Origin of the sequence: Nonomuraea cypriaca, assembly GCF_015645445.1 — a bacterium.
Classification (GTDB): domain Bacteria; phylum Actinomycetota; class Actinomycetes; order Streptosporangiales; family Streptosporangiaceae; genus Nonomuraea; species Nonomuraea cypriaca.
In genome coordinates this window covers 34,247-53,431 of the sequence record NZ_JADOGI010000035.1, presented here as the reverse complement: position 1 = coordinate 53,431, position 19,185 = coordinate 34,247, and the positions used below count along the sequence as shown (strand labels likewise).

The following is a 19,185-nucleotide window of genomic DNA, read 5'->3' as shown; positions in this document are numbered from 1 at the left end:
GCCGGCTCCCACGCATGGATCACGGGGAGATGCGCGGGGAGGCCGGCGAGTCGTTTCCCGTTCAGGGGTCAGTCGGTGGTGAGGCGTTTCAGGCGGTCGAGGGCCTCGGCGTACTCCTCCAGGAGGCCGAACACCACGTCCTTCGTGGAGCGGACCTGGTTGGTGATGCCGATGATCTGGCCCGCGGGGAACGTCGCGAGCTCCGACGCGTCCGACCGGCCGATCCGCCGCAGCGCGTCCGAGACCAGCATGAACTGCAGCGGCATCGGCAGCGTCCCCGGCGACTCCGCGGACTCCCACGCCTCGGTCCATTCGTTCCTGAGCAGCCGCGCCGGCTTCCCCGTCCAGCTGCGGGACCTGACGGTGTCCCTGGAGGTGGCCTCCAGGATGCGGCGCCTGGCCATCTCCGGCGTGTCGGCCTCCTCGACGGTGAGCCAGAGCGAGCCGGTCCACACGCCCTCCGCGCCCAGAGCCATCCCCGCCGCCATCTGACGGCCGTTGCCGATTCCGCCCGCCGCCAGTACGGGCACCTCCACGGCATCCACGACCTGCGGGATCAGCACCATGGTCGAGATCTCGCCGGTGTGGCCGCCGGCCTCCGTGCCCTGGGCCACCACCACGTCGACGCCCACCTCCACCTGCTTGAGCGCGTGGCGAGGGGTGGAGGCGAGCGCGGCGACCTTGACGCCCTGGGCGTGGGCGAGGTCCACGACGTCGGCGGGCGGCGGGCCGAGGGCGTTGGCCAGGAGGGCGATGGGGTGCCGCAGCGCGACCTCCACCTGCGGCCGGGCCGTGGCGTCCGTCCAGCCGAGCAGCACCCTGCCGGGATCCGCGTCCGAGGAGAGCGCCGGCACCCCGTGCCTGCCGAGCAGCTCCTCGACGAAGGCGCGGTGGCCCTGGGGGATCATCGACTGCAGGCGGCCCACCAGCTCGTCGGGCGCGAAGTCGGCGCCCTCGTAGGAGGCGGGCATGACCACGTCCACGCCGTACGGCTTGCCGTCCACGTGGTCGTCGATCCACTTGAGCTCCAGTTCGAGCTCTTCGGGAGTGAAGTAGAGAGCGCCGAGCACACCCATCCCTCCGGCCCGGCTGACCGCGGCGACCACGTCGCGGCAGTGGCTGAAGGCGAAGATCGGCAGGTCGATTCCGAACATGTCCGTGACACGTGTCCGCATGCCTCGACGATACGACCGGCGGGGAGCAAACTGCAACGCGTTCTAGTTGGTCATTCGGCCGTACCCCGCCTGCGTCCGACGAACACCGCCACCAGGAGCACCAGCACGCCGAGCGCGAGCAGCGCGATGGGGATCGTGACCTTCAGCAACGTGATCTGGCTCGTGGCGTCGGTGGCCACGCGCAGCATGGCGTCGACGGTCTTCGGCGTGTAGGTGGCGGTGATGACCAGGGCCTTGGTGCGCTCGACACCGTCCTGGGTCGTGAGCGTCTCGTCGCGGTGCACCTCCTGCTTGACGGGAGTGCCGCTCGTCGGCTCGATCCAGTGCGTCTCGACGCCCTCGTACCAGCGGTCGAGCTGGACGTCGCCCTCCTCATCCAGGCCGAAGAGCGAACCGGGAGCGGTCATGGTCGCGATCTTGGTGGGTGGCACCCGCATCTGGAACTTGTAGACGGGCACCCCGTTGATCGTTTCCTCGCCGACGAAGGTCGAGTCGAAGGCCTTGCGGGCCGTCTGGCTGAAGAACTTGTAGGTTTTCTTCTCCACCCCGAACGGGTAGAGGTAGACCTGACCCTCCAGGCGCACCGGCTCCTTGTCGACGCTGACGCCGCAGCAGTTGACGGCCACGCCTGTGTGCCGGTCGAAGGCGCTGCGCCGCTCGGAGATGTTGATCTGCGAGTGGTCGTTGGTCACGTCGTCTACCACGGTGAACTCGTCCCAGACCACCCGCGAGTCGGTCGCCTGCGCGACGTCGCCCCGGGTGGTGACGAGCACGCTGAGGTCGGCGGTCAGCACCTTGCCTTCTGCGATGGAGAAGTACTGCGAGCTGGGAGCGGCCAACTCGAGCACGCTGTACTGGTTCGCCGGCGCCGAGATGATCCTGTCGGCGGCCCAGATCCGGACCATGCCCGCCAGCACGACCAGGAACGTGCCGATGGCGACGAGGACGAGAACAGGTGTGCGTCGCATCCAGAATCCTCCTGGCGGTCGCGGGACATGAGAACGTGTTACATGAGACACCTGGTCACCCCGAACGACAAGTCACCGTCCACCGCCTGCGACCCGCTCGCTACTGGAAATTAGCATTTGCTGACAAACCGTCGCAGCCCCTTCTGGATAACAAAAGTGTCAGAGCGGGATGTTGCCATGCGCGCCCCGCGCGGGGACCGCCTCGGCCAGGGCCCGGCGGATGGCGCCCCGCGTCTTCTCCGGCTCCACGACCTCGTCCACCACCCCGAGCTCGAGCGCCCGCCCCAGCCCGCCGGCCCGCGCGGCGTGTTCCTCGGCCAGCCTGGCCTCCAGACCCGGCCGCTCCTCCTCCGACGCGGCCGCCAGCTCGCGGCGCTTCAGCACCCGCACCGCCGCGACCGCGTTCATGACCGCGATCTCGCTGTCCGGCCAGGCGAACACCTTGGTCGCGCCGAGCGCACGGGAGTTCATCGCGATGTAGGCGCCACCGTAGGCCTTGCGGGTCACCACCGTGACGCGCGGCACCGAGCACTCGGCGAACGCGTGCAACAGCTTGGCGCCGCGCCGGACCACGCCCCCGTGCTCCTGGGTGATGCCGGGCAGGTAGCCGGGCACGTCCACCAGAGTGATCAAGGCGGTGCCGAACGCGTCGCACATGCGTACGAACCTGGCGGCCTTCTCCGCGGACAACGCGTCCAGGCAGCCTCCGAGACGCAGGGGATTGTTCGCCACCACCCCGACGGTCCGGCCCGCGAACCTGCCGAGCGTGGTGACGATGTTCGGCGCCCATCGGGGGTGCAGTTCCACGCCGGGCTCGTCCAGCATCCCGGTGACGAGCGGCCGGACGTCGTAGGCGCGGCGCGGTGAGTCGGGCAGCAGGCCGGACAGGTCGGCCTCGGCCACCTCCGGCCGGAACAGACCCTGGTGGCCGAGCAGCGCGGCGAGCCGCCGCGCCGCGTGGCAGGCCTCCATCTCCGTGCCGGTCACCATGTGCGCCACGCCGCTGCGCCTGCTGTGCGGTTCCGGGCCGCCGAGAGTCTCCATGTCGAACCGCTCCCCCGTCACGCTCCTGACGACGTCGGGACCGGTGACGAAGATCCGGCCTGGGCCGGCCATGATGACGATGTCGGTCAGCGCGGGGCCGTACGCCGCACCGCCGGCCGCCGGCCCGGCCACCACGGAGATCTGGGGGACCAACCCGGAAGCCCGGGTCATGACCGCGAAGACCCGGCCGACCGCGTCGAGCGACTCGACGCCCTCGGCGAGCCGGGCGCCACCCGAGTGCCAGACGCCGATGATCGGCAGCCGCTCGCGCATGGCCACGTCGTAGCCGCGGACCACCTGCTCGCAACCGTCGGCGCCGAGTGCCCCGCCCTGGACCCGCGCGTCTGTGCAGAAGGCCACCACACGCACCCCGTCCGCCCGTCCCCAGGCCACCTGCACGCCGCCGGCGGCCGACCCGATCGGCCGCATGGTGCCGGGATCGAGCAGCGCGGCGAGACGGGCCACCGGGTCGCGGGGGTCCGCCGCGCCCGTGAGGATCGTGCCGTCACGGCCGTTCATGTCTCCTCCTCGACCCCGAACCGCCGGATGTACGCGGCGAACGTTTCGCCCCATCCGTCATCGGTCCCGAGGATGCCGCGGTCGTAGGCGACCCGCCCGTGCCTGCCCGGCGGGTGCGCGGCCACGTACGCGGCCAGCTGCTCCCGCGCCACGTCGGTGAAGGGCTGCCCCGCCCGCTCGTACACCGCCTCGGCCACCGCCAGGTTGTCGGCGACGAGCGCGGCGAACCGCACGTCGATCGAGCGCTCGGGCGCCGGCAGGTCCCTGGTGCCGGTGCAGGCGGCCAGCATGTGGCGGGTCCGGTCGGCCCAGTACGCGCCCACCCGGGCCACGTCCACCTTGTCGAGGTACATCCGCGCGGTGTAGGCGTGCATCGTCGCGAAGGAGGTCGCGACCGAGTACGGGTCACGGTGCGTGACCACCACGGTGGCGTCGGGGAAGACCGTGGACAGCGGCTCGAACAGCTCCAGGTGCTGGGGCGACTTCAGCACCCAGCGGGAGCCGCCGCGCAACCGCGTGAGGACCTGGAGGACCTTGCGCAGGTAGCGGTAGGCGAACGTCTGGTCGGCCGACCGGTACCAGTCGCGGTAGGTGGGCAGCCCGCCCGCCCACGTTTCGAAGTACAACGTCGAGAACGCCAGAGCCAGCAGATGGATCTCCTCCGGCCGGTGCCCGACGGTCATCTCATGCATCTGCCGCAACCTCGGCATGCACGTGTTGAGCATGCCGACGACCTGCTTGGCCCGGTCGAGGCGCGGGTCACGCCGGGCGCGCACGCGGCGTTCCTGCGGCGGCGGCACCGGCTCGTTCGCCTCCCAGAAGGGCATGGAGCGCAGCGCGGGATCGGCGGAGAGCAGGTTGTGCAGGTGAGTGGTGCCCGATCGGGGCATCCCCGCGATCACGATCGGCCGCTCGATCGAGATGTCGAGGATGCTCGGATCGGTGCGGACCAGGTCCTCGACCAGCAGCCTGTTCATCAGCAGCCGGCTGATCTGGTTCCACGCGTACACCTGCCCGAAGGGGCTCAGCGACACGTCCTTCGCCAGCGACTCGCACAGGACGGCCAGCGGCTCGTGGAACGACGGGTCACCGAAGTCAGACAGTCCCGTCTCGGCCATCGCCGTGTCCATCAGGGCGGACGGTTCCAGGTGTGGTGACGCGGTACGCACCATGAACGCCCGCATCGACTCGACCATCGGGGTGAACCGCGGACAGGCGAGATCGTCAATGGTGGTCGCCTCGGTACTCATGGTCTTCACCTCATCCTCATGACCGAACGGCGGAACATGAACATCGACCCGGCGGTCAGCGCGATCCCCATGCCGAGCAGCACCGCGAGGGGCGTGAGCGCGCCGTCGAGGCCGCGCAGTGGCAGCGCCAGCAGGGCGTCCATCGCCCAGGCGTGCGGGAAGACGTGGCCGGCGGCCCGGAGCACGGGCGGCACGATGAGCAGCGGCCACATGCAGCCGCCGAGCATGCCCAGCATGATGCCGATGGGCGGCGCGAGCGCGGCGGCCTGCAGGCCGGTCTTGGCGAGGCTGCCCACGAGCATCGCCACCCCCGTCGCCACCAGGCAGAAAGCCGCCGTGACCACCAGCACTCCGGCGGGCGGTCCCCACTCCACGCCGAAGAGCAGGGCCGTCACCACCACCACGAGCAGGGCCTGCAGCAGGGCGATCAGGTAGCGGCTCACCGCTTCCCCGGCCAGGAGCACTCCCGGTCTGACCGGCGCGGCCAGACTCCGGCGGCTGATGCCCAGCCGCCTGGTCTCCACCAGCGCGCCGGCGACCGCCGCCGAGTTGATGAAGGTGAACAACACAAGATTGGCCGGCGCGGTGTAGGCGAACCCGAGCCGCAGCGACTCGGCGCCCGGGACGATCCGGATGTCGGCGAAGATCGGGTCGGTCTCCGCCACCGCCGTGTCGACCTGCGCCGGGGTGACGCCGACCGCTTCGGCCACCCGCCGAGCGTCGGCCAGCGCGCCGTACCGGCCGAGCGCGGCGTGCACGTTGTTGCGTACGACGGCGGCCTCACCGCTGTTCTCCACCATGACGAACCGCAGAGCGGCGGCCGTGGAGTCGGCGCCCTCGGGCACCACCAGGCCGGCCACCAGCGAGCCCTGCCCGATCTGGCGGCGCAGTTCGCGCTCTCCTCCTGCGACCTTCGCCACCGTCAGGCCGGGATGCTCCACCAGGCTCGTGATCAGCTCGGCCGAGCCAGCTCCGGTTCCCTCCACCACCAGTCCGAGGCGGAAGCGCTGCACGTCGCTGGAGTGCCCGCCGAGCGCCAGCCCGACGACGGTGATGATGACGAAGGGCAGGATGACGATGAAGAAGAGCCCGATGCGGTCGCGGCCCTGTCGCCGCAGGTTGGCCGCCACCAGCGCGGCCACGATGTAGACGCCCCCGAAGAGGGCGGCGAAACGGCTCACGTGAGTCCCCTCCTGAATCGCACGACGACCATGCCGGCGAAGAACAACGCGATGACGGCGAGCACCGCGAGCGGAGCGCCGAGGTCGGCGAGCCCGCCTTCGCCCGCCGTCAGGATCGAGAACCCGCGCGTGGCCCACCCGTTGGGGGTCAGCAGCGAGACCCACTGCATGAACTCGGGCATCTGGTAGAGGCTGACCATGTTGCCGCCGAGGATGGCGAAGGTGAACGCGGTCACCAACAGCGAGCCCTCCGTCTCACCACCGGTACGCGGCCCGGACACCAACGCCATGGTGATGCCCGTCGCGGCGAGCGCGAAGACCGTCAGCAGCGCCACGACCGCCACCGGCTCCCCCCAGTCCGCGCCGAAGAGCAGCGCAGACGAGGCCCAGGTCGTCACCATGCTGAGCAGTGCGAAGACGAAACCGACCAGGCCCTTGGCGGCCACCACCGCCAGCGGCGAGACGGGCGTGGCCCGAATCCTGGCCAGCGTGCCCAGCCGCCGCTCGGCCAGCAGGCTGCGCGCGGCCGCGGCCACGGCGAAGAATCCGAAGAGCAGCGCCATGCCAGGCCCGTAGTAGGCCGCCGCGACGGACGAGCCGCCCGGCATGGTCTGGGTGGTGAGCGTGAGCCCCGCCATCGGGACGTGATGGCTCTCGGCCAGCCCCTTCGCCTCGTCCTCGGCGACGTCGCCGAGCACGGCTACCTTGGTGGCCAGCGTTCTGGCGTACACCGCGGCGGAGACGCGGTCCACCACGCCCTTGGCCGCGACGCCGCCGCGGGCCCCTTCCGCGGGGCTGAGGACGCGCAGCGACTGCCCGCCCGCGCGCTCCACGTTGCGGCTGAAGTCCGCGGGGAACACCACCGCCGCGCCGATCTCACCGGTCTTGAGCGCCTGCTCGGCCGCCTGCTCGGAGGGCAGCCGGCGCAGCTTGATGACCGCGGCGAGCTCCGGCGACTTGGCGACCTCGTCGATGACCTGGGTGGAGGCCTCTCCGCCGTCCAGGTTCACGACACCCAGCACACCGCCGGCCGGCGGATCCGCGCGTCCGAGCGCGAAGCTGAAGAGGGAGGCGAGCACGACGGGCGCGAGCACGATCACCAGCAGGGCGGTTCTGTCACGCAGGCGGGCGGTGAACTCCCGGCCGCTCATGACGAGGATGGTTCGCATCGGACAGTCCGTTCAGTCGCGTAACGAGGTGCCGGTCAGCTGCAGGAAGACCTCTTCGAGGGTGGGCCGGACCGCCTCGGTGCGTACGACGGTCACCACGCCGTCCAGGGCCCGCAGCACGTCCGCCAGCCGGTCGGCGCCCTCTCCCCAGGCGATCAGGAGCCGCGAGCGGTGCGCGGTCACCGTCACCCCGGCCAGCGCGGCCACCGCGGCCTCGGCCGCCCGTACGTCGCCCTCGACCTCGATCTCGGTCCGGCCGCCCGGCGCCAGCATGCCCATCAGTTCCTCGGGGGTCCCCTCCGCGAGGATGCGGCCGTGGTCGATGACGCCGACCCGGTCGCACACCTTCTCGACCTCCTCCATGTAGTGGGAGGTGTAGAGCACGGTCATGCCGTCGGCCACGAGCCGCTGGACGCTCTCCAGGATCGCGTTGCGGCTCTGCGGGTCCACGCCGACCGTCGGCTCGTCGAGAATCAGCACGGACGGCTCGTGCACCAGACCGGCGGCGATGTTGATGCGCCGCTGCATGCCGCCCGAGTACGTGCCGAGCAACTGGTCGGCACGGTCGGCCAGGCCCACCACGTCCAGCAGCGCCGACACCCGCTCCGCGAGCCGGCGCCCGCGCAGCCCGAACAGCCTGCCGAAATAGCGCAGGTTCTCCCGCCCGGTGAGGTCCGGGTAGAGCGCCACTTCCTGCGGCACGTAGCCGACGAGCCCCTTGGCCTGCCGCGGCTGCCGCCACACGTCGTGGCCGTGCACCCTGGCGATGCCGCTGTCGGGCGCCAGCACACCGACGATCATGCCGATGGTGGTGCTCTTGCCGGAGCCGTTCGGCCCCAGCAGGCCGTACGCCTCGCCCTGGGCCACGCATAGTTTCAGCCCGTCCACGGCCAGCAGGCCGCCGTACCGTTTCGTCAGTCCTTCGCACTCGAGTGCTGTGCGCACGATCCCTCCTCCAAGAGCACCGCGATGGCCAAGATGTGATCTTCTTTCTGTCCCCAGAGCGCCGCCCCGCACAGACCGCGGTCCGAGACGGCGCAGCCCGTGACGCGGAACTCCGCGGGGCCGTCCGCCGCGCGGAGCGCCCGGCCGGCGTCGGCCAGCAGCGCCCGCGCGTTGTCGCAGGCCACGCCGCCGGTCCTCAGGTCGTGCCAGCTGAACGGGTCCGGCCTGGCACCCAGCGCCTTGATCAGGCACTCCTTCACGGCCAGGCACGCGGCCACCCCCAGGGGCTCGCTCCCCCACTCCTCCCGCTCGGCGGGGGAGCAGATCCGGGCGGAGTAGGCGGGCCCCCACTCGGACATGGCGCGCGCCACCCGCTCCGGCTGAAGGGCGTCCACCCCCATGAGGATGTTCATGCCAAGGCCGCGTGCGCCAGGTCGAGTTCGGCCATGAAGTCGCGCATGATGGCGATGTACTCCGCCGACTTCTCTGCCATGGGCACGTGCCCGCATTGCTCGATCAGGACGAGCCGGTGGTTGTCGTACATCTCCGCGACGGCGATCCAGGGCTCGACCGGGGTCGTGCGGTCCGAGTCGCCCCAGATGTTCAGCACCGGGCAGTGGGTGTGCTTGAGCGCCGCCCGGATGTTGTAGCGCCTGATCGCCCTGATCCCGCGGCTGATGCCGACCATGCCGTCGCGGTCGGTGAAGACCGCCTTGATCCGCTCGAGCCCTTCCTGGGTGGCGACTTCGTTGTCCATGCCCTCGTGGATGAGCGCCTTCGCCATGCGGTCGATGAAGTCCTCGGAGAAGATGAGACTCCCGCCGCGCCAGTCGGGCGCGATGCCGAGGTCCGGATCGGGGGTGAGCCCGGGGGTGCCCGTCAGCACGAGCGCGTGGACGCGTTCGGGCTCTGCCAGCGCCGCGTCCAGGACCACGGCCGCGCCCATCGACACGCCCACCAGGATCACGTCCGAGATCCCCGCCTTGTCGCATGTGTCCATCAGGGCTTTCCTGACCTTGGGCACCGAGCCCGCGAGGTCCGGCAATTTGGCGATCGGCTCAATGATGCGGGCGACCGGCCAGCCGTCCTCGGTAAGCGCTTCGAAGGTAAGATCCCACGTCCACGCGCCGGCGAACATACCGGACATCAGGACTATGGTGGGCCGGGTGCTGTCGCCCGCCCGGTGCTCCAAGGCGAATGTCGTCGTCATCGTCACTCCTTCGTTCATAACAGGGGCCGTGGTCCTGGCGTCCGGCCGCAGGCGCACTGCGGCGTGGCCGACAGCTCGTTCAGTGACCCGCAGCCGGGGCAGCGGACGTAGTCGGAGATGCGCAACGGGGTCCACACGGTGACCGCGCCGCCCGTGCAGAGCCCCGAGCGGAAGAATCGCCGTACGGCCCGCTGATGGGGTTTCATGTGCACGGCCCGGGTGGACTCGGGCCGGTCGAACGCGCTCAGCGTGTACATGCGCCCGCCGACGTGCAGCTCGGCGGCGCCGAGGAAGCCCCGCGAGTTGCGCAGGCCGGCCGTCACGGCGGCGCTGAGCATGCCGACCTGCTCCTCCTCCTGCTGGTCGGCGGCGTCCAGGCGAGTCAGGACGAGCGCGCCAGGCCGTTCCGCGCGGGTCGTCTCCAGCCGGGACCCCAGGCCGTACTCCCAGCCGCGGATCGGCTGCGGCTGCGGCGAGACCTGGATACCGAGCCGGTCGAGCAGGTCGAGGCGGTCGAAGGCGCGCGCCACGTGCACCCGCCCGTGGCCGGCGCGGACGGTGTCGGTGCCGCTGATCGTGGCCGTCGCCTGGGTGGGCGGCACGCCGAGATAGCGGCCCAGTTGCTCGACGTCCAGCGTCCAGGAGAGCACGGCGTGGCCGGGCCCGGACGCCTCGACGTCGATGCCGAACTTCAGCCCGGGAAACGCCTCGAACAGCTCCGCGGCGTGCGCCCGCAACTCCTCGCCGGCGACGGGCCCGCCGGTGCCTGGGGCGTCGAACAGGTCGGCCGTGGCCGCCACCCGCGCCGGGTCGTGGCCGTTCCACGCGTCCATGTGCAGCACGGCCGCTTGGTGCGCATCCACCGCTCATCCTCCGTTCGGGGTCCGGGTCACCAGGGCGACCGCCAGGGCGACGTGCGAGGTGTGACTCACCGACACCTGGATCCGCGCGATCCCGGCTCCGGCTGCGCGCTCGGCCAGCTTCCCGCCGAACCTGACGGCGGGCGGGTGGCCGTGCGGGCACGCCTGCCCGCGGCGGCAGCCCGGTGGGGTGGCGGGCAGGATCTCGACCTCGCTCAGCGGGCCGGGCGCGCGGTCGTAGCCGAGCGCCTCGATCACCGCGTGCTTGGCCGCCAGCCGCCCGGCCCAGGAGGCCAGGGAGGCGCCCGCGCCCGAGCGCAGCCGTTCGAGCCGGGTGAAGACCGCCTCCAACGGCGCGGGCCGGACCAGGTCGGCCGGCGCACCGGCCGAACCGTAGTCCACCCGCGAGCACGACCAGCGGCCGGCGGCCGCCGTGCCGGTCATGCGCTCGCCCGCGCGGTGGCGCGCAGCGCGCGGGTCATCCTGGGCCAGGCCGGATCGGACATGCTCACGCAGCTCAGCCCGGCCGCCCTGGCCAGCCCGGTGAGGGCCTTGCTGTCGCCCACCTCCACGCCCGCCCGTACGCCCATGCGCACGGCGCTGCGCAGCACGCCCGCCCAGAGCACCCGTCCGGTGAACTGGGCGATCAGTCCCTGTCTGATCTCCGCACGGTCCATGGTCGCCCTGCCGGTGGCGTTGAGCAGGACCGGGCAGGCCGGGTCACGCAGCGTCTCCTCGCCGACCCGCTCCGCCCACTCGTCCGCCACCTCGGCCATGAGCGGGCTGTGGAAGGCGTGGCTCACGCTGAGCGGGAGCACCTTCCTGGCGCCGCTCGCCATGGCGAGCGGGACGAAGCCGCCCAGGGCGTCCGGCGGCCCGGACACCACCACGTGGTCGGCCCCGTTCTCGATGGCCACGGCGAGCGTGCCGCCGGGCTCGGCGACCCGGGCCAGGGCGGCGACGGTGGGGACGTTCAGCCCGAACACGGCCGACATACCGCCCTCGCGCCTGACCCTGGCCATCAGCCGGGCACGGAAGTCCACCAGGCGCAGCGTGGCCGTGAAGTCCAGCACCCCGGCGGCGTGCACCGCGCTCAGCTCGCCCACGCTGTGCCCGGCGACCACGTCGGGCTCCAGCCCGTTGGCCCGGAGCGCGGCCAGGCCCGCCAGGTTGCAGGCGGTCACGACCGGTTGCGCGTTCTCGGTACTGATCAGGGTGGCCAGCGGGCCACGCGAGCACAGGGCGGACAGGTCGCGGCCGAGCACGAGCTCCGCGTCCGCCAGCGCCGCCGCGGCGGCGGGGTGGCGGCGGAACGCCTGGCCGATTCCCAGGCGCAGGGTGCCCTGGCCGGGAAAGAAGCATGCGATCATGGCAACGTTCCTCTCCTTCAGTTGCGGCGGCGCCGGTGTGCCGCCTGCACCGGCTCGGCGTGCCCCGCGAGGAAGTCCAGGAGCAGGCCGCCGACGACACCGGGGGCGTCGAGCGGCAGCCAGTGACTCGCCCCCTCCACCCGCTCGTAGCGCCAGGGACCGCGGACGAAGCGCGCGGATCCCGTCATCGTCTCCTCGATGATCTGGCGGTCGCCCGACGACCAGACCCCGAGCGTGGGAGCGTGCACAGGGAGGCCCACAGGAGCCGGCGCGAGCTCCAGAGCGGGCGCGAGATTGGCGCGATACCAGTTCAGCGCCGCCGTCAGGGCCCCCGGCCTGGCCAGGTCCACCACATAGCGGTCGAGGTCGCCAGAATCCGCCAGGATCTCCCGCAGCAGCCGCCAGTCGCCGGTTCGCAGCAGTTCCTCGCTCACCTCCGGGAACTGGAAGAGCAGCACGTACCACGACTTCTCGCGCTGCTCCACCGAGGGGTGCGCGCGGGCGGCCGGGTGACCCACCGACAGCGCCACCAGATGGTCCACCTTGGCCGGCAGCATGGCGGCGTACGTCCAGGCCACCGCGGCGCCCCAGTCGTGCCCGACCACGTGCGCCCGGTCCACACCCAACGCCTCGGCGATCCTGGCCACGTCGCTGACGATCAGGGGCAGCCGGTAGGCGGCCGTCTGCTCCGGCTTCGCCGACGCGCCGAACCCGCGCAGGTCCGGCGCGATGACCTGGTACCCGGCGGCCACCAGGAGCGGGATCTGGTGCCGCCACAGCGCCGCGGAGTCGGGGAAGCCGTGGAGCAGGATCACCGGGCGCCCCTCCCCCGCGACGGTGACCGCCAGATCGAGCCCATTGGCCCTGACCCTCCGCACGATGCCGGTCATGGCGCCTTCTCGTCTCCCCATCGGTTCCAGAACGTCCGCTCGGCGGCGGGGGTGCGCTTGGCCGGCCGGAAATCGGTGCCGATCGTGTACGCCACCGGCATCATGCAGATCGGCGTCACGGCGGTCGGGAGCCCGAGCACCTCGGCGAACGGGCCGGGGAACATCAGGTTCAGGCAGGTGATCGTGCTGCCCAGGCCCCTGCTGCGAAGCGCCAGCTGGAACGACCACACGGCCGGATAGATGGAGCCGTAGAAGTTGCTGGCCATCATCTCGCCGATGCGGCCCTGCAGGCGTATGTCGTCCCGCTCGAACTTGGCCGCCCGCTTCTGCCATTCGGCGTTGGCCCGGCCGATGTCCGGAGTCCTGCCCATCACACACGGGACGACCAGCGCAGGCACCTTCGCGATGGTGTCGACCAGCGACGCCACGGACTCCTCCAGCCGATGGGTCTCGGCGGCGTGCCGCCGGCGGCCCGAGAGGCCGGAGATCCGCTTCTGGTTCAAGTACCACGCCATACGGAACAGCTCGGCGATCTTCGCCCGGACCTTCTCGTCGGTGATCACCAACCAGCGCCAGCTCTGCTGGTTGTGCGAGGTGGGCGCCTGGATGGCGATCTCAAGCACCTGCTGGATCAACTCCGCAGGCACAGGGCGGTTCACGTCCAGGCGCCGGCGCACCGAGCGCGTGGTCGTCAGCAGGCGGTCGACCTCGGCCACATCGAACGGGGTCGGTTCCGATAGATACACCGTCATCCCAGCCTTCCGAGTAGGACGGCTCCTCGAACGGAGCCGATCGCGGCCGTCAGCGCCACGGCCGCGTCGACACGCGTCGCGGAACCGGGACGGGTCACGTAGCGGGCGAGGTCTCCGACCTCCGGCTCGGCGAGCCCGGCGACGGGCGGGACCACGCCCTCCCGCACGGCCAGCGCGGCCACCGCGAGGTTCATGGCGCCAGAAGCCGCCTGGCAGCCACCGGTCAGCGCCGCCGGGGCGGTCACCAGCGCCGACGGCAGGCACGCGGCCAGCGCCTCGGCCTCCGCGGCGTCCTCCGGACTGCCGTCGGCCATGCCCACGACCAGTTCGGGCCGGTGCCCTCCCGACGCGGCGGCGGCCAGGCTCCGCCGCACGGCGTCGCACTCGCCGTCGCCGCCGCGGCTGGCGTGCATCGTGCTGATCACCCGCGCGTACGGGACGCCGCCGCGGGCCGCGCAGTGCTCGGCCGACTCCACCACCAGCGCGACGGCGGCCGTGCCCGGCACCGCCCCGTCCCGCCGCCGGTCGTAGGGCAGTGCCGCGCCCTTCGCGGAGAGCCGGCCGCCCCCCAGGAGGCTGCCGAGCATGGGCTCGTTGAGGTCGTCGGCGGCCAGCACGACGACCACCTCGGCCTTGCGCGCCCGGATGAGATCCAGGGCGCAGTCCAGGGCCAGCGAGGCCGACACGCCTCCGTGGCAGATCGTGGTCGTCTCGCCCCGCAGGCCGAGCGCCTGGCAGACCGCTCCGCCCGTGGCGTTCAGCACCACGCTGGAGAAGTCCATGACCGACGCGTGGCGGGGGTCGGACGTCACGCTCTGATCGAAACTCTGCACGCTCTCCATCGAGCCGCCGGCGGTGGCGAAGATCAGGCCGACCTCGTCCATCTGCGCCCTGCGCAGTGCCAGCCCGGCGTCCTCCCAGGCCAGCCGGGTGGCAGCGGTGGAGAGTTTGGAGAGGTGGTTCATGTGCCGCCACACGTTCCTTGGCGCGTACGGGCGTTCGAGCGGGGCGGCCTCCGCGCGCATGCCCGTGCCGCGCCGCGAGACACCGGACCTGCCCTCCGCCAGGGCGGCCCGCCACCGCGCCACCCCCACGCCCAGCGCGGACACCGGGCCGAGACCGCTGATCACGGCCTCCCGCGGCGGGTGCACCGGCCGCTCGGGCCCGCCGGGCTTGCGCAGGACCACCGAGACGTTGTTGCCGCCGAAGGCGTAGTTGTTGGACACCACGACGTCGATCGGCATGGCACGCGGCTCGTTCGGCACGAAGTCCAGGTCGGCGACCTCGATGTCGGCCTGGTCGAACCCCGCGGTGGGGGGCGCCGTGTCCTCGTTGAGAGCGATCACCCCGGCCAGCGCCTCGATGGCGCCGGACGCGCCGAGGGTGTGCCCGACGAAGGACTTGATGCTGCTCATCGGCACGGTGGCGGCCCGGTCGCCGAACACCGTGCGCATCACCTTCCGCTCCATGGCGTCGTTGGCCGGCGTGCCGGTCCCGTGCCCGCTGACGTAGTCGACGTCCTCGACGCCCAGGCCGGCCTCGGCCAGCGCGCGCCGGACGGCGCTCGCGCCGCCGCGGCCCGTGGGGTCCGGGGCCGTCGGGTGGTGGGCGTCGGCGGACAGGCCGTATCCGGCCACCTCGGCGAGGAGCGTGGCGCCCCTGGCCTCAGCGTGCCGCCGCGACTCCACCAGCAGGAACGCCGCCCCTTCGCCCAGGCTGAGCCCGTCGGACCTGCTGTAGGGACGGGTGGGGCCGGGGCTGAGCGCCTGCAGGCCGTTGAATCCGGCCGTCACGTCGAACAGCAGCGGGTCCAGCCCGCCCGCCAGCATGACGTCCGCCTCGCCGGCAAGGATCCTGTCCCTGGCCATCCCGACGGCGTTGCCGCCGGCCGCGCAGGCCGTGCTGACGAGGATCCGCGGGCCGTACGCCGCCACCCGGCCCGCGATGATGTCGAGCGAGGCGTGCATGGGCTGGTACTTCCAGCCGCCGCTGGCATCCCGCTGCTTGAGGTTACGTGCCGCGACACACCTGCCCAGCACCACCCCGAACCGGCCGGCGTCGGCTTCGGTGAGATCGAGGGATCCGTGCGCGATGGCCTGGCGTGCCGCGACGAGTCCCATCTGCGAGTCCTTGTCGAGCTCCAGATCAGCGCCGGACAGTTGGTCGAGCAGCCATTCGCCGGGGATCTGGCCGGCGTACGCGGATTCGAAGACCGCGTACGCCGGATCAAGGATGGCGGTGATCGCGGTCTGCCCGGTCAGGAGCCGCGCCCAGAACTCCTTGGGGTTCCTGCCTCCCGAGCAAATGATCCCGAGACCGGTCACGACTACGGAATGAAGCTCCACGAGCGGCCCTTCCTACGAGATGGGGGTGATCCAGCTCTTCGGCAGGATGTAAGGGGTGCTCATCGTCTCGACGTCGAGCTCTCCCACGGTGAACGGCAGGCCGGCCGCGGCCAGCGTCGCGTCCACTCTCATCAAGCCGAGTACGGCGCCGAGGCCGCTGCTGTCGACCGCGTGCACCACGGAGCCGACGACGTGGCCGTCGGCCAGCACCGGCGTGCCGGAGGCGGGAACCGTCCCACCGGACTCCCCGGCGAAGCCGATGGTCCTGATGGTCGCCGGCGTCTCGAACTCGGCCAGCATCGCCTCGCGGCCGACGAACGTCTCCTTGGCGGTCTCCACCAGCCAGCTGAGGCCCAGGACGACCACGCCGTGCTCGTCCGACACCTCGCGGTGCATGATCGGCTGGCGGACCTCGAGCATCGCCGCCTCGACCGTCTCCATCCCGATCGGGGTGGCGCGCTCGGCGGCGATGTGCCAGAACTCGACGGCGGCGGCGTGGCCGGTGATCAGCTTGTAACCGTACTCGCCGGTGACGCCGGTGCGCGCGAGCAGCACGTCAGTGCCGTTGAGGCTGGTGTCGGCCATCGACTCGAACGGCATGGCGGTCGTCTCTTCGCCGAAGAGGCGGCCGATGATCCTCCAGGCGTTGGGCCCCTCCAGGCCGACGACCGTGAGGTCGCCGCTCCGGTCCACGATCTCCACGCTCTCGTCCGCGTGCGCGGTCAGGTGCGCCCAGAGCCGGTCGCCGCCGGCGGGCGAGCTCTCCAGCAGCATGCCTTCGTCGCGACCGTAGACGGTCACGATGTCGACGACCTTGCCCGCCTCGTCCAGGACCAGGCTGCAGACACACCGCTCGCCTGCGAGGTACTCCACGTCCCTGGTGAGCAGGCGCTGCATGAAGTCGACGGTCTCGCCGCGGACCTCGATCACCCTGGCGTCGCCCCAGTCGATGAGGCCGGCGTCCTCGCGCAGCGCCTTGTACTCCGCCTCGCGGGTGGAGAACCGCCAGGCGAGTTCCGTCCCGCCGACCGTCCGGAACTCGGGGGTCACGGGATATGCCGTACTCAGCGGGGTGCCGTTCTTCGTCACGACTGTCATCTGCTGGCTCCTTCAGCCGTCATGCTTTGGATGTGGTGGGCGTAGTGGGCGTCCGCGGCGGTGAGCACACCGGTCACCGCCAACACCCCGTCGACCCTGGCCTCGCCGCGGAACTCGCCGGTCCCGTTCGCGCCGGCCGTGCGCTCGATCTTCATGACCAGCCGGTCTCCTGGCACGACCAGCCGGCGGAACCTGAAGTTGCGCAGGCCCGTCAGGTAGCCGATCGACCGGGTGGGGCGGCCTTTGTACAGCGCATCGACCGCACAGACCAGGAGGGCCAGCTGGGCCAGCGCCTCCACGGCCAGGACTCCGGGAAAGACGACCTTGCCGGGGAAGTGGCCGGGGCACCAGGACTCACCGTTCGAGACGTTCTTGATGCCGGTCGCGCTGACGCCGGGAACCATGTCCGTGGCGGAGTCCAGCATGAGCATCGGCCACCGGTGCGGCAGGATCCTGGCGATCTCGTCCGCGTCATAGGAGTGCTTCGGCTGGACGCTGTTCGTGGCTGGGGCCGCGTCCTGGGTCATGTCTGCGGCTGCAGGTCGGGCTGCCACCGGCTGCGCCGGAGACCGGGCTCGACCGCGTTGGCCAGCGTGCTGACCGATCCGAACACCGAGATCTGGCTCTCGTAGAGCGCCACCCCGAACTCGACCTCGACGCCCACGGCGAGCTCGAGGAAGTCGAGGCTGTCCAGCTCCAGCCCACGGCCGAAGAGGGACTGGTCGTCGGTGATCCACTCCGGGTCCATGGTCAGGTCCAAGCGGGACACGATCATCTTCTTGATCCGGGAGCAGGTCATCTGACGGCGCTCGACCTCGGCGCGCATTTCGTTGATGTCCATGGTTTTCTCCTTCTAGTGGATGATGGCGCCGTACTCGAAGCCTCCGCCGTGCACCTCGAGCACGGAGCCGGTGATGTAGGAGCCGCGGCTGGAGGCGAGGAAGCTCACCAGGTACGCGACCTCTTCGGGCCGCGCCATGCGGCCCAGTCCGATCCGGGAGGAGTACTCCTTGCGCCGCGCGGCGGGCAGCGCATTGGTCATCTCGGTTTCCACGAAGCCGGGCGCGACCGTGTTGACCCGGATTCCGCGCCTGCTGACCTCGTTCGCCAGCGTCTTGGAGAAGGCGATGATGCCTCCCTTGGAGGCGGCGTAGTTGGTCTGTCCTGGCAGTCCGCCGTGGATGCCGACGGCGGACGAGATGGTGACGATGGAGCCGCTGCGGCGGTGCTCCATCAGCCGTACCGCCTCGCGGCAGGTCAAGAACGTGCCGACCATGTTGACGTCCAGGACTTCGCGGAAGCGGTCCACGCCCATGGTGATGAGGTGGCGGTCGCGGGAGACCCCGGCGTTGGCCACCAGCACGTCCAACCGGCCGTACGTCTCCCTGATCTCCTTGAACAGCCCCCGGACCGAATCCTCGTCGGCGATGTCCGCCTTGGCGAGGGCGGCCCGTCCGCCGGCCGCCTCAATCAGGCGGATGGTCTCCTTGGCGGCCTCCTCGTCCTGCCGGTAGTTCACGATCACTTCGGCACCCTCGTGGGCCAGGTCCATGGCCACGGCCCGGCCGATTCCTTTGACCGCGCCGGTGACCAGGGCCACCGTGTCCGTTGGGAAGAGCATCGAGACTCCCCTCAATTGCTCGTTGGTCGATGTCGTGTGCGGCCCGCGCGCCGGAGCGAGAGGGTGAGGCGACGATCGCTCGGCGCCCCGTCCGTGGCAGGGCCGTCCGGGACGTCACCGGACGGCCCTGCCTCCATCACTGTCGTACGCGGATTGCTACGTGACGTTGGTGCTGCTCAGTACCGGACTGGGCGAGGGGTAGCAGCTCGACGAGGCGATGATCGGCGGGTCCGGGTCGACCGGAACCACCGAGGTGATCCGCAGGCCCGGGTTGGCGTAGTCGGTGCCCGCGATCTTCAGCCTGATCGTGCCGGTCGTGTTGCCGGCCGTTCCTGTGATCTTGATGCTGGGCAGGGTCACCGTCGTACCGGCGGGCAGCGGACCGGCCACCTTCATCGTCACGGTCGTGCTGGTGGTGGTCACGGTGCGCGGGCCGGGCCCGAGGTTGGCACCACCGGAGAGAGTGGCGCCGCTGATGGCGCCGGGGCCGGACATCACCAGCGTCAGGGTGAAGTCACGCAACTCCGTGACGGGGATCTCGCCGTTGATCCACTTGGGCACGACGAAGGCCCCGGACGATCCGGTGCCGGAGAAGGTGGCGCCCCGGGCCACCGACGACGGCACGCTCACATTGACCGTCTGGCTGTTGGTGAAGAACAAGTTGTCGAAGGGCCAGTCCCCTCGACACGCGAACGACACCGGAGTGGCCGCGGCGGCGGCGGTCGCCGCGTTCGCGGGAACCGCGGACGCTCCGCCCGCCACCAGAGCGAGACCGAGCGCCATGCTGG

20 protein-coding genes are annotated in these 19,185 nt (G+C 71.3%); all 20 read right to left on the bottom strand.

Annotated elements, in window-relative coordinates; genetic code table 11:
- Positions 1–68: 68 nt before the first annotated feature.
- Positions 69–1,175 carry an NAD(P)H-dependent flavin oxidoreductase gene (locus ITP53_RS14475; RefSeq protein ID WP_195895895.1) on the bottom strand — a complete coding sequence of 369 codons (1,107 nt, stop codon included), beginning with the start codon at positions 1,173–1,175 and terminating at the stop codon, positions 69–71.
- Positions 1,176–1,225: 50 nt separating this feature from the next.
- Complete coding sequence (locus ITP53_RS14470; protein ID WP_195895894.1) at positions 1,226–2,143, bottom strand: DUF3068 domain-containing protein; 918 nt, start codon at positions 2,141–2,143, stop codon at positions 1,226–1,228.
- A gap of 159 nt (positions 2,144–2,302) precedes the next feature.
- Positions 2,303–3,706 carry an acyl-CoA carboxylase subunit beta gene (locus ITP53_RS14465; RefSeq protein ID WP_195895893.1) on the bottom strand — a complete coding sequence of 468 codons (1,404 nt, stop codon included), beginning with the start codon at positions 3,704–3,706 and terminating at the stop codon, positions 2,303–2,305.
- On the bottom strand, positions 3,703–4,956 hold the full coding sequence (locus tag ITP53_RS14460; protein WP_195895892.1) for a sulfotransferase family protein: 1,254 nt from the start codon (positions 4,954–4,956) through the stop codon (positions 3,703–3,705). Before ITP53_RS14460 ends, ITP53_RS14465 begins: the two co-directional genes overlap by 4 nt.
- Before the next feature lie 5 nt (positions 4,957–4,961).
- Positions 4,962–6,137: an ABC transporter permease gene (locus ITP53_RS14455; protein ID WP_328814461.1), complete on the bottom strand. Its 1,176-nt coding sequence runs from the start codon at positions 6,135–6,137 to the stop codon at positions 4,962–4,964.
- Positions 6,134–7,306, bottom strand: coding sequence for an ABC transporter permease (locus ITP53_RS14450; protein WP_195895891.1), 1,173 nt, complete (start codon positions 7,304–7,306; stop codon positions 6,134–6,136). The genes ITP53_RS14455 and ITP53_RS14450 overlap by 4 nt, the downstream gene beginning before the upstream one ends.
- 12 nt (positions 7,307–7,318) lie before the next feature.
- Positions 7,319–8,251, bottom strand: a complete 933-nt coding sequence (locus ITP53_RS14445; protein WP_195895890.1) for an ABC transporter ATP-binding protein — start codon at positions 8,249–8,251, stop codon at positions 7,319–7,321.
- Entirely contained in the window at positions 8,221–8,646 is a 426-nt protein-coding gene (locus ITP53_RS14440) for a holo-ACP synthase (protein WP_195895889.1), read from the bottom strand. The genes ITP53_RS14445 and ITP53_RS14440 overlap by 31 nt, the downstream gene beginning before the upstream one ends.
- 14 nt (positions 8,647–8,660) lie before the next feature.
- Positions 8,661–9,461, bottom strand: a complete 801-nt coding sequence (locus tag ITP53_RS14435; protein ID WP_195895888.1) for an alpha/beta fold hydrolase — start codon at positions 9,459–9,461, stop codon at positions 8,661–8,663.
- Between the two features lie 14 nt (positions 9,462–9,475).
- Positions 9,476–10,324 (bottom strand): ester cyclase, encoded by an 849-nt coding sequence (locus ITP53_RS14430; RefSeq protein ID WP_195895887.1) that lies wholly within the window; start codon positions 10,322–10,324, stop codon positions 9,476–9,478.
- 3 nt (positions 10,325–10,327) lie between these two features.
- The gene (locus ITP53_RS14425) at positions 10,328–10,765 is read right to left on the bottom strand and encodes a holo-ACP synthase (RefSeq protein WP_195895886.1); all 438 of its coding nucleotides are present in this window, start codon (positions 10,763–10,765) and stop codon (positions 10,328–10,330) included.
- Positions 10,762–11,691: an ACP S-malonyltransferase gene (locus ITP53_RS14420; protein ID WP_195895885.1), complete on the bottom strand. Its 930-nt coding sequence runs from the start codon at positions 11,689–11,691 to the stop codon at positions 10,762–10,764. Before ITP53_RS14420 ends, ITP53_RS14425 begins: the two co-directional genes overlap by 4 nt.
- A gap of 17 nt (positions 11,692–11,708) precedes the next feature.
- Positions 11,709–12,581, bottom strand: a complete 873-nt coding sequence (locus ITP53_RS14415) for an alpha/beta fold hydrolase (RefSeq protein ID WP_195895884.1) — start codon at positions 12,579–12,581, stop codon at positions 11,709–11,711.
- Complete coding sequence (locus tag ITP53_RS14410) at positions 12,578–13,333, bottom strand: nitroreductase family protein (RefSeq protein WP_195895883.1); 756 nt, start codon at positions 13,331–13,333, stop codon at positions 12,578–12,580. Before ITP53_RS14410 ends, ITP53_RS14415 begins: the two co-directional genes overlap by 4 nt.
- Complete coding sequence (locus tag ITP53_RS14405) at positions 13,330–15,657, bottom strand: beta-ketoacyl-[acyl-carrier-protein] synthase family protein (RefSeq protein ID WP_328814456.1); 2,328 nt, start codon at positions 15,655–15,657, stop codon at positions 13,330–13,332. Before ITP53_RS14405 ends, ITP53_RS14410 begins: the two co-directional genes overlap by 4 nt.
- Before the next feature lie 33 nt (positions 15,658–15,690).
- On the bottom strand, positions 15,691–16,776 hold the full coding sequence (locus tag ITP53_RS14400) for an aminomethyl transferase family protein (RefSeq protein WP_195895881.1): 1,086 nt from the start codon (positions 16,774–16,776) through the stop codon (positions 15,691–15,693).
- The gene (gene fabZ, locus ITP53_RS14395) at positions 16,773–17,303 is read right to left on the bottom strand and encodes a 3-hydroxyacyl-ACP dehydratase FabZ (RefSeq protein ID WP_195895880.1); all 531 of its coding nucleotides are present in this window, start codon (positions 17,301–17,303) and stop codon (positions 16,773–16,775) included. Before fabZ ends, ITP53_RS14400 begins: the two co-directional genes overlap by 4 nt.
- Positions 17,300–17,617, bottom strand: coding sequence for an acyl carrier protein (locus ITP53_RS14390; protein ID WP_195895879.1), 318 nt, complete (start codon positions 17,615–17,617; stop codon positions 17,300–17,302). The genes fabZ and ITP53_RS14390 overlap by 4 nt, the downstream gene beginning before the upstream one ends.
- 12 nt (positions 17,618–17,629) lie before the next feature.
- Positions 17,630–18,397 carry a 3-oxoacyl-ACP reductase FabG gene (gene fabG / locus ITP53_RS14385; RefSeq protein ID WP_195895878.1) on the bottom strand — a complete coding sequence of 256 codons (768 nt, stop codon included), beginning with the start codon at positions 18,395–18,397 and terminating at the stop codon, positions 17,630–17,632.
- A gap of 156 nt (positions 18,398–18,553) precedes the next feature.
- On the bottom strand, positions 18,554–19,180 hold the full coding sequence (locus tag ITP53_RS14380; protein WP_195895877.1) for a hypothetical protein: 627 nt from the start codon (positions 19,178–19,180) through the stop codon (positions 18,554–18,556).
- Positions 19,181–19,185 lie beyond the last annotated feature (5 nt).

Excerpts from the sequence above, each read along its gene's own strand:
- ITP53_RS14475 (WP_195895895.1), bottom strand. The coding sequence starts at position 1,175 with ATGCGGACACGTGTCACGGACATGTTCGGAATCGACCTGCCGATCTTC.
- ITP53_RS14470 (WP_195895894.1), bottom strand. The coding sequence starts at position 2,143 with ATGCGACGCACACCTGTTCTCGTCCTCGTCGCCATCGGCACGTTCCTG.
- ITP53_RS14465 (WP_195895893.1), bottom strand. The coding sequence starts at position 3,706 with ATGAACGGCCGTGACGGCACGATCCTCACGGGCGCGGCGGACCCCCGC.
- ITP53_RS14460 (WP_195895892.1), bottom strand. The coding sequence starts at position 4,956 with ATGAGTACCGAGGCGACCACCATTGACGATCTCGCCTGTCCGCGGTTC.
- ITP53_RS14450 (WP_195895891.1), bottom strand. The coding sequence starts at position 7,306 with ATGCGAACCATCCTCGTCATGAGCGGCCGGGAGTTCACCGCCCGCCTG.
- ITP53_RS14435 (WP_195895888.1), bottom strand. The coding sequence starts at position 9,461 with ATGACGACGACATTCGCCTTGGAGCACCGGGCGGGCGACAGCACCCGG.
- ITP53_RS14425 (WP_195895886.1), bottom strand. The coding sequence starts at position 10,765 with ATGACCGGCACGGCGGCCGCCGGCCGCTGGTCGTGCTCGCGGGTGGAC.
- ITP53_RS14420 (WP_195895885.1), bottom strand. The coding sequence starts at position 11,691 with ATGATCGCATGCTTCTTTCCCGGCCAGGGCACCCTGCGCCTGGGAATC.
- ITP53_RS14415 (WP_195895884.1), bottom strand. The coding sequence starts at position 12,581 with ATGACCGGCATCGTGCGGAGGGTCAGGGCCAATGGGCTCGATCTGGCG.
- ITP53_RS14410 (WP_195895883.1), bottom strand. The coding sequence starts at position 13,333 with ATGACGGTGTATCTATCGGAACCGACCCCGTTCGATGTGGCCGAGGTC.
- ITP53_RS14400 (WP_195895881.1), bottom strand. The coding sequence starts at position 16,776 with ATGACAGTCGTGACGAAGAACGGCACCCCGCTGAGTACGGCATATCCC.
- fabZ (WP_195895880.1), bottom strand. The coding sequence starts at position 17,303 with ATGACCCAGGACGCGGCCCCAGCCACGAACAGCGTCCAGCCGAAGCAC.
- ITP53_RS14390 (WP_195895879.1), bottom strand. The coding sequence starts at position 17,617 with ATGGACATCAACGAAATGCGCGCCGAGGTCGAGCGCCGTCAGATGACC.
- fabG (WP_195895878.1), bottom strand. The coding sequence starts at position 18,397 with ATGCTCTTCCCAACGGACACGGTGGCCCTGGTCACCGGCGCGGTCAAA.
- ITP53_RS14380 (WP_195895877.1), bottom strand. The coding sequence starts at position 19,180 with ATGGCGCTCGGTCTCGCTCTGGTGGCGGGCGGAGCGTCCGCGGTTCCC.